This window comes from Brevibacillus migulae, from assembly GCF_004521915.1.
GTDB classification, from domain to species: Bacteria; Bacillota; Bacilli; order Brevibacillales; family Brevibacillaceae; genus Brevibacillus_F; species Brevibacillus_F migulae.
Window position 1 is genome coordinate 23,907 of sequence record NZ_SDKD01000035.1, and the last position, 8,675, is coordinate 32,581.

9 protein-coding genes are annotated in these 8,675 nt (G+C 49.3%); 1 reads left to right on the forward strand and 8 read right to left on the reverse strand.

The window, feature by feature from the left end; translation table 11 throughout:
• Positions 1 to 26: 26 nt before the first annotated feature.
• From EIZ37_RS24100 to EIZ37_RS24135, 8 genes are all read right to left on the reverse strand, one after another.
• On the reverse strand, positions 27 to 347 hold the full coding sequence (locus EIZ37_RS24100) for a DUF3892 domain-containing protein (RefSeq protein ID WP_134687314.1): 321 nt from the start codon (positions 345 to 347) through the stop codon (positions 27 to 29).
• 125 nt (positions 348 to 472) lie between these two features.
• Positions 473 to 652, reverse strand: a complete 180-nt coding sequence (locus EIZ37_RS24105) for a hypothetical protein (protein WP_134687315.1) — start codon at positions 650 to 652, stop codon at positions 473 to 475.
• A 50-nt stretch (positions 653 to 702) separates the two neighbouring features.
• Positions 703 to 1,554, reverse strand: a complete 852-nt coding sequence (locus EIZ37_RS24110; protein WP_134687316.1) for an ABC transporter permease — start codon at positions 1,552 to 1,554, stop codon at positions 703 to 705.
• Positions 1,555 to 2,481 carry an ABC transporter ATP-binding protein gene (locus EIZ37_RS24115; protein WP_134687317.1) on the reverse strand — a complete coding sequence of 309 codons (927 nt, stop codon included), beginning with the start codon at positions 2,479 to 2,481 and terminating at the stop codon, positions 1,555 to 1,557.
• A complete protein-coding gene (locus EIZ37_RS24120; protein ID WP_134687318.1) occupies positions 2,478 to 4,748 on the reverse strand; it encodes a hypothetical protein in 2,271 nt (756 codons plus the stop codon). Before EIZ37_RS24120 ends, EIZ37_RS24115 begins: the two co-directional genes overlap by 4 nt.
• Positions 4,749 to 4,771: 23 nt before the next feature.
• Positions 4,772 to 5,839 (reverse strand): TolB family protein, encoded by a 1,068-nt coding sequence (locus EIZ37_RS24125; protein ID WP_167569113.1) that lies wholly within the window; start codon positions 5,837 to 5,839, stop codon positions 4,772 to 4,774.
• The gene (locus EIZ37_RS24130) at positions 5,826 to 6,407 is read right to left on the reverse strand and encodes an RNA polymerase sigma factor (RefSeq protein WP_134687320.1); all 582 of its coding nucleotides are present in this window, start codon (positions 6,405 to 6,407) and stop codon (positions 5,826 to 5,828) included. Before EIZ37_RS24130 ends, EIZ37_RS24125 begins: the two co-directional genes overlap by 14 nt.
• Positions 6,408 to 6,554: 147 nt before the next feature.
• Positions 6,555 to 7,703: a trans-sulfuration enzyme family protein gene (locus EIZ37_RS24135; protein ID WP_134687321.1), complete on the reverse strand. Its 1,149-nt coding sequence runs from the start codon at positions 7,701 to 7,703 to the stop codon at positions 6,555 to 6,557.
• A 192-nt stretch (positions 7,704 to 7,895) separates the two neighbouring features.
• Here EIZ37_RS24135 and EIZ37_RS24140 point away from each other — a divergent pair, with 192 nt between their 5' ends.
• Positions 7,896 to 8,594, forward strand: coding sequence for a peptidylprolyl isomerase (locus tag EIZ37_RS24140; RefSeq protein WP_134687322.1), 699 nt, complete (start codon positions 7,896 to 7,898; stop codon positions 8,592 to 8,594).
• Positions 8,595 to 8,675: the final 81 nt, after the last annotated feature.

Genomic DNA, 8,675 nt, shown 5'->3' on the forward strand with positions numbered 1-8,675 from the left:
TCCGAAAGAAGCAAAAAAAGAATTCATTAAAAGCTAGGCAGCTGATCGAGATTGTTTTCCTTGATTCCGTCCGGCTCACTGCGCAAAATATCTCGGCCGTATTTATGGAATACGTCAACATGAGCGAGCTTCCCGGCCTTGGCCTCTTGCAATGCCGTCACATAGTCAAGCTGCCTGCCCGTATTGGTCTGAAATGCGATCAGGTCCCCGTCGTCATTTTTCCGCACAGCCACGATTTGCTCTTTTCCGTCAGATGCGTTTCCTTGCGCCGCTTCCTGATAAGCCTGTTCGGACGCAGCCGCTTTGTATTGGGCGTATACTTCTTCAAACCGTTGCTGGTTGTCCATCTCTGCATCCCTCCACTTGTTAGCATGCAACACTTTGGGTGTAGGCATGTAACCAAATGAAGGGGAAACGGTGAAAATACGAAAAAAGAAGCAACTCCTTGAACAGAATCGCTTCTTTTTCCCGTTTATTCGTCGATTTCAACTAGCACGCCTTTTTCCATCAAAAAAGCCTCTTCCGCTTGCAAAATGGTCACGATTACGTCTCGGCTCGCCTTCATGCCTGCCGATTCCAACCGTTTTTCAATGAATACCAACAATTCTTCGAAGTCCAATACTTGAACTTCTTGCTTGTCTTGGTCTGCCATCACACTAACCCCCTGTCGTTGCCAATCTCCACCATTCTACACGAATCAGCCTACTTCTTCCAACCCCAATACCTCTTCCGCACAGGATGGAGCAAGTATGTGCTCCACATGATGAGGACAATGGTGAGAATCAGATAGACTACGCTAAAAAACAACCACGGGGTGACATCAGGCTCAATCGCTGGGCCGATCGATTCGCCCAAGATGCTTAACATGACATATACCGGATTGGAAGAGGCTAACCATTGCAATCCAAGCTGATTAAACACTTCGTCACCCAGATATTTATCGGGATAAAGCTCGGTTAACAACATCCCGATAAACAGGCACAACAGCCCAGTACCGACCACAAAGAAAAACGCCAGTCCATAGGCAGTGATCGTACTTACACTCGTCCGTTTGATCCAAGTGGAGCAAAAGATACCCAAAGCCCCAAAAAAGATGATGTTCATCGCCAGAAAAAGAACGAACAACGAGAGCTGTTGCGGGGAGATTCCTCCATACAGAAAGACAAAACTGTATAAAGGCAAAGTCGCTACGACCATTAAAAAGATGAATGCCAGTGAAGTAATCAGCTTGCTGATAATGATGCGTCCGGGAGACAGATGAGTAGTCAACAACACGTGGAGCGTCTGCCGTTCTCTTTCACCGCTGATGGCCCCAGCTGACAAAGCCGGCGCGATAAAGCAGATCATCGCGTACTGAATCGCAGCCATCATCAGAAACATATCCCGGTTCTCCCCCGGCGTCATATACGTATTCATCTCCGTAATGTACAGAAAACCAAGCAAAATAGCCCCCATGACAAACAGGTAAGTGCCGAGTATCCAAAAGCTCCGCTTGGAACGAAAACGTTCGCGCATTTCCTTTACGATTAGGGGATTGGAAAAGAAATCTTTCATTTAATTCCCCACCCCTTCCGTAATTGCCAAAAAGACATCCTCCAGATTTTCTTTCGATTCACCAAATTGCACAACCGGAATGCCTGCATCGATTAATTTCTGCAGCAGCGCCGCTTTATCTGATTCCGTGCCCGTAAATTGAAAGCGGAAATGGCTGGCCTTGTCATCCAATCTGCGCACGTAAGGAAATGCCTCCAAAAGCTGCAGGGCATGATCGTGTTTTTCCAAGACCTTCACTTCCATGACAGAGATGCCTCTGGTTCCGACGCTGACATCATCGACTGCCCCGCATGCGATTAACCTGCCTTTTTCAATGACCCCGATTTCATCACACAGCTCCGCAAGCTCGGGAAGAATATGCGAGCTAATCAGGATGGTTTTCCCCATTTTTCGCAGCTCTTTCAAAATCTCGCGCATCTCAATTCTCGCCCGCGGATCCAACCCCGACGCGGGCTCATCGAGGATCAACACCTCTGGACTATGCACGAGACAGCGGGCCAGACCCAGGCGCTGCTTCATCCCGCGGGACAAGGCATCCACATACGAATCCGCCTTGTTGGAAAGATTGACCAGCTCCAGCAAATCCGCAATCAAAGACCTGCGTTTTTCCGGCGGGATATGATACGCTGCCGCATAGAATTCGAGATACTCTGTCGTTTTCAAGTTATCGTATACGCCAAAAAAATCAGGCATGTACCCTAACGCTTGCCGGACTGCTTTCGGTTCCTTGCAGACATCGTAGCCAGCCACATAGGCGCGCCCGCTGGTTGGTTCAAGCAGAGTGGACAGGATCAGCATGGTGGTTGACTTTCCCGCACCATTCGGGCCGATAAATCCAAAGACCTTGCCTTTCTCAATATTCAAATTGAGTTCATGCAATGCTTCCACTTTGCCATAATGCTTGGTTAGTTGCTGGGTCAAGATCATGAGGATTGTTCCACTCCTTCCACCTGGAAGTAAGGCTGCGGCAAGGAAAGACGCTGATCGGTTGGATTGCTGAAACGGATCAGGATTCGTCCCTCTTCATTGACATATTCAGTGAGCTTTTCCGTCAGCTGCACTCGTTCTTCCCGTCCCAATGGCTGCCACGTGCCGCTCTTGCTGTGGTAGATTTCCTTTTTAAACGGGCGGTACGGACTTTGGTCCAGCGGGATTTCCACCCGTGTGACGCGAAGATTAGCCTGATTGAGTGACAGTGCAAACGTAGCCTCGCCTCTGATGATGTCAAACATGTTTGGCGTATTGGATTCAACATTTCCTTTCTGATCGATGAGAAACACATTATTCGTGCCATACGGGTAAATGAACGTCCCCGTCTGATTTGCCTGCAACCGAATCCGCTGCATGAGGACATTCCAATAATGCCGTTTCCCTTCAAGCAGCACGTCTACTGTATGGAGTGGTTGTGCGGAAACCCCAACCAGTCGCACTTCGTTTGACCCGACAAAGCTGGTCGATTTTTTGAGCTGTTCGATGTGCTCCTCTCTTGTCTGGGCCTTATCGCTCGGCAGCAAGCCTTCCATCTGCTCGGCGATGTAAAATTCCTCCACAGCCGCTTCCACCTGCTTCGTTTCGCCGGGTTTCATTGCCCCCAGTGAAATCCGTTGCATGCCAAGGTCTAAATAGAGATTCTCCAGCGCAAACACCGTACGGTTCACAATTGTCCCGGTAATTTTCCCGTTCATCACGGACAAATCTGACTCAAATGCACCAATATCCGTACGAATCCCGGATGAAATGATTTGTTTTTCCGATAAGTAAGGAACATTGCGAAAAGCAAGCGTGGTTGCGCCATTTTCGTCTGTCACAACCATGGCTCCCTCTTCTCCCCAATTTCCTCCTGAGGAATTGACGGGTACAGTCAACATCTCTTTGTCCAAGCGCAGATCATAGTCCCCGCCAGATACGGAGAGAATGGAAGATGCCGTTTGCACCTCCGCCATTTTCTTGTCCAAGAGCAATAGCTTGGATACATGGTAGCTGGCATTCGTTTGCACAATCAGTGTCCGACCGATTAAGTAAACAGAAAGCGAGAGGACTACTGCCGACACAGGGATAATCCCCCATGCCCAAATATGACGGTCCTTTCGTTTCAATAGCCAATACAGGATGGGCGAGATAAACAGCAGGTATATCATGAATATTCCAATGATCCACGTAACCTTGGGCATCTGCACCTCTGGTATATACTTGCTTAAAGAAAGCAGGGAACGGTCAACCGGATTCAGTTCATTCTTTTTTTCAATGCTATCCAAAGCGTTGCTTTGCGTGAATACCTTTTGCCAAAGCTGACGATTATGCTGCCAAGATGCCAACGGTTCTGCCGTCACATCGAAATTTACAAAAATTAGCACTCCTGCTCCGACTTGTTTTGTAGTAAAATATGGATAATTCTGGTTGTACACAGGAATCGCTTCCAACGGAGGGATTTCCCCACCGGTCAATTGGCGCAGTTCCGTCATATCCGTACGCAAACCACTTTTCCCTGCTGCCACAGGGAAGATATCTTGAAACTGAGCAAATAGAGAGCCTGCCCGGCTATCGCCAGAGAGGATCAGCACTCCTCCGCGGTTCAGCCATTCCTTGATTGCAAGGACCTGCTCGGAAGAAATTTGTACATGCCCCGTGTCTGCAAAAGCCAAGACGTCCAGGTTTTTTAAAAGCCATGATTCACTTGGCAGCATCTCAGGTTCCATATGTTGCACGGAGAACGGCACCCATTGATGGTCACGCTGATCACTGCCGATCGCCAAAAAGTGAAAGGCATTGTTATTATCGCCAATCACTCCCACAGTTCGTTCTCCTTTCGGGTTGAAGGAGCTCAATTTTTCTCTAGCTACCAGCAGATCTCCCTTCATGAGCCGCACCTCGGCCGGACCGTTTAGCAGGTACTCAGCAGGCACATCGATCGGGACGGCTTGCGATTCCCCTGCGTGGATCGTCACAGCCTTCCGATACATCGGTTGTTTTCCTCCAGCCTCTTGGGTCTGAGTAAAGATAACCGTTCCCTGCAAAGCTTCCGTGCTGTTGTTATGTACCGTAACGTTCAAGCGTGTCCATTGATTAAACGTAAAAATGCCGCCCAATGGCAAATCAACCGTGAGATCATATGCTTCCTCCGCCTTCGCGGGGAGAAGGGACACAAGCATTATCAATGCCAGCAGCACAGCCGCCCCATTTTTCAATCGATTCATATCTGTCCTGTTCTCCTTTATGGTCAACGCCGTTTTGCCACTGAAAAGGCAAGGGAATGTACGGATTGGTAAGCGATCAACACATCTTCTTGGTTACTGGACCAATTGGTGCGCACAATTTTGTCCTGAACCCCCGAGGGAATCGGCAAGCTGACGATCTGGACAGGCTTTTCATGCAGGCGGGCTTCAGCCAGATTGCCATTGGATGTAGTAAAGACGAGACGATCATCGGAAAGCCAATCCGGCCACTTCCCCGCTCCCACTTCCTGCACTTGTCCGGAGGCCAGATCGATCACGGAAACCATCCCATCATGCACATACGCGAGACCAGCTCCGCTCGGTGACCAAGCAGGCTGGCTGCCGTCCGCCACTTTTCTTTTTTCAAGTGACACGGTGCTGTTCACCCAGACCTCTTCATGGGTCCCTTTTCTTCGCGTATACGCAATCAAACGGTTATCTGGGGACCAGTCCGGTGTGCTGAACTTGGTGCCGGGCTCCTCGATCAGCAGACGGCTGCTCGCTTGGTGACCGCCCTCTTCGGAAGCATTGATCAGCCAGATCCTCGTGATATCCCCGCTCTCCTCCACCACAGCCAGGCGATCCATTCGATTGGCCCATGAAACAGCCTGGTAGTCCCCTTTGGTTGCCGGCAGTTGAAAGCGCAAGATCTCCTTTTCATCCTGCAAGGACCGCAAGAACAGCCTCGCTCCATCCGCTACGTATGCGATTTGCTCTCCGTTTGGTGCCAAAGCAATTTGCTCAACTGCTTGAATCGGGGGCAGCCAATTGAGCGCCTCTTCCTGAGAGATGACGAAATGCCTGCACCAGAAAAACAGGGAGAACGAGAGGCCCAATAGGATTGCTCCCCCTGCCATCCAGCGCTTCTTGCGCCACCACGGTACGACTTTTACCACCTGCCTGCCCGCTTGCATACGCTCCATTTCCCGCATCCGTTCCAACAGTTGTGCTTTCAAATCCGCCTTCAGTTGATAGTTGACCGGGACCTTTTGCCGCAATTGAGTCAGATGCTGAAGAAGATCGGAAATGGTTGAATCATGCATCTCTTCACGCAGATGTTTATCGTCTTTCAATGCGATCCCCTCCTTCATACAACTTTTTCAACTGCTGCAAGGCGCGGTAGGAGATCATTTTGACACTTGACTCGGTTTTGCCCAACACCTCTGCCACTTGATGAATTTTCAAATCCCCAAAGTAGCGTAGAGTCAAGACATCACGCTGATCTTGTGTGAGCAGCTCCAACCGATCCCGCAATAAAGCGATTTCTTCATTCGTTAACACTTGTTGCTCCGGCTGCCAGGTTTCATCCGTTTCGTCTGCCAAATAATCATCATGCTCCACGGGGATTTCCCGATTTTTTCGGACGAAATCGACAAACGCATTATGGGCAATCCGAAAGATCCAGGACGCAAACGGATTGGTCCTGCTGTATTGGTCAAACTTTTCCAATGCCTTCAAAAATACCGTTGTCGTCAAATCATCTGCATCCCATGAATTATGTACACGATAGCGCAAATACCGATTCACTCGATCAAAATATTCATCATATAGCTCGGTAAAGGAGCGCGATTCATAATACTCCTTCTTTTCAGGCAGAGTATCCACTTCCTCGTGCATCCCCCGTTTGATTGCCATCCCCATCACTCTTCCTCCCAAGCCCACTGCGGTTTCTCTCTTTACATGTGACGATTCTCAGGCATGTTGGGTCACTATTTGGTAAAAAAAAAGAAGGACCCACTCGGCGCCGTTTTGTTTGCACCAGGTGGGCCAGTCAACATACGAAGGTGTTTATGCTTGATCAAGCGCCTGCTTCAGCTCGGCAATGATGTCATCGTGTGCCTCAATGCCAACGGATAGACGGACCAACCCTTTGGTAATCCCTGTGGCCTGTCGCTGCTCTTCGCTCAAAGCCCGATGAGAGGTCGTGACGGGATGAGAAACCGTTGTTTCCACACCTGCCAGCGACGGAGCAAAGCTAATCCATTTCAGGGAACGATAGAACTTGTAAATGAGGGATTCGTCAGCCAATGCGAAGGAGACCATTGCCCCTTGCTTTGCTCTGTGGAAAAAGCTTGTTTCTTCTTCGCTAGGGTAATACGTCTTCGCAACAGCGGGATGGTTGCGCAAAAAGGCCGCGACTTGCTTGGCATTGTCACATTGGCGTTCCATTCGGACTGCCATCGTTTTCAATCCGCGTGATGTCAGCCACGCTTCGAATGGGCTTAAAGATGCCCCGAAATTGACGACAATTTCCTTCGCGCGCTCCACCAAATCTTTGCGTCCCACCAACACACCAGCAGTAACATCGCTATGTCCGCCAATATACTTGGTGGCGCTGTGCACAACCAAATCAGCTCCATAAGCAATGGGACGGACGAGATATGGTGTCGCAAAAGTGTTATCCACCATCACGATTAGCCCATGGCGCTTGGCTTCCTGGAACCAGTACGGCATATCCACAACGGTTAACAACGGATTGGTGATGGTCTCGAGGAAAAGCATTTTCGTTGTTGGACGCAGAGAATCGGCCAAATTCTTTTCATTTGTCAAGTCAATGAGTGTCATCTCGATCTGAAACCGGGACAACTCTTTGCTTAACAGGGCATACGTACCACCGTAAATTTCGTGTGACGCCAAAATGTGGTCACCTGGCTTCAGTACAGCTAAAAGTCCCGCCATGATCGCACCCATGCCTGAAGCAGCGCTGACGCCTAACTCTGCATCTTCCAACGCGGCCACGGCATCGGCCAGCTCCACTTGATTCGGGTTTCCGTTGCGTGTATATAGATAATTGCGTTCACCTGCATAGTACTGTTCGACTTCTTCCAGACCCGGAAATGCAAACACCGATGTCTGATAAATCGGAGTTGCCTTGCTTACATCTGCAATCGGTGCATGACTGATGTGTACGGTTTTTGTTTCGAAGCGTTCGGCCATTACTCTCCACTCCTGTTTGCTTTTCTTTATTATACCATAATGAGCGTAAATACTTGGTCAAAATGTGGGAGTATGACGAATTAGGACTTATAGACCGAAAAAACTAGGTCATGGGTCCAGTTGGAAATGCTAGTCCGATTTGTGCTATAATCCTGACGTGCAACCACCCCAGACAGGGAAAGGAAGGTATGTATGAAACGAATCATTAGCGCGATGGTAGCCAGCCTTTTCGCTGTGCTGCTCGTAGCCGGATGCGGCACTGACAACCAAGCAGGGAACCAAACTCCCCCGCCAACAGCTGAAAAACCGGCAAAAGAGACAACAAAACCGGCACAGCCTCCAGCTCCGACTGGTGAAAAGAAATATGACAAAGCTCCAGCGATGCAGATCGATCCGAACAAGCAGTACACAGCAACTCTGCAAACGTCTATGGGCGATATCACCGTTCAACTGTTTGCCAAGGATGCGCCAAAAGCGGTCAATAACTTTGTGTTTCTGGCGAAGGACAAGTTTTATGATGGTGTGAAGTTCCATCGCATCATCAAAACGTTTATGATCCAGACGGGAGATCCGCTTGGCAATGGGACTGGCGGGCCTGGTTATACATTCGAGGACGAACTCAACAACGGCCATAAATACGAACCAGGGGTTGTTGCGATGGCCAATGCCGGACCCAATACCAATGGTAGTCAGTTCTTTATCGGTTCCGGTCCTGATGTAGCAGGGCTTGACCATTCCCCGAACTACACCATTTTTGGAAAAGTCACCAAAGGAATGGATGTCGTGCAAAAAATTGCTGCTGTGCCAGTCAAAGCGAATCCAGCTACAGGGGAACAAAGCGATCCGCAAACGGCAGTAACCATCAAAACCATTACGATCGAAGAAAAATAGGCAGGAAAACAAAAAACACAGCCGTTTGTATAGGCTGTGTTTCAGGCTGTCGAGAAAGTCGACAGCCTTTTTATTTCTCTA

Coding starts and splice junctions, on each gene's coding strand:
- EIZ37_RS24100 (WP_134687314.1), bottom strand. CDS start 347: ATGGACAACCAGCAACGGTTTGAAGAAGTATACGCCCAATACAAAGCG.
- EIZ37_RS24140 (WP_134687322.1), top strand. CDS start 7,896: ATGAAACGAATCATTAGCGCGATGGTAGCCAGCCTTTTCGCTGTGCTG.
- EIZ37_RS24120 (WP_134687318.1), bottom strand. CDS start 4,748: ATGAATCGATTGAAAAATGGGGCGGCTGTGCTGCTGGCATTGATAATG.
- EIZ37_RS24130 (WP_134687320.1), bottom strand. CDS start 6,407: ATGGGGATGGCAATCAAACGGGGGATGCACGAGGAAGTGGATACTCTG.
- EIZ37_RS24135 (WP_134687321.1), bottom strand. CDS start 7,703: ATGGCCGAACGCTTCGAAACAAAAACCGTACACATCAGTCATGCACCG.
- EIZ37_RS24105 (WP_134687315.1), bottom strand. CDS start 652: ATGGCAGACCAAGACAAGCAAGAAGTTCAAGTATTGGACTTCGAAGAA.
- EIZ37_RS24110 (WP_134687316.1), bottom strand. CDS start 1,554: ATGAAAGATTTCTTTTCCAATCCCCTAATCGTAAAGGAAATGCGCGAA.
- EIZ37_RS24115 (WP_134687317.1), bottom strand. CDS start 2,481: ATGATCTTGACCCAGCAACTAACCAAGCATTATGGCAAAGTGGAAGCA.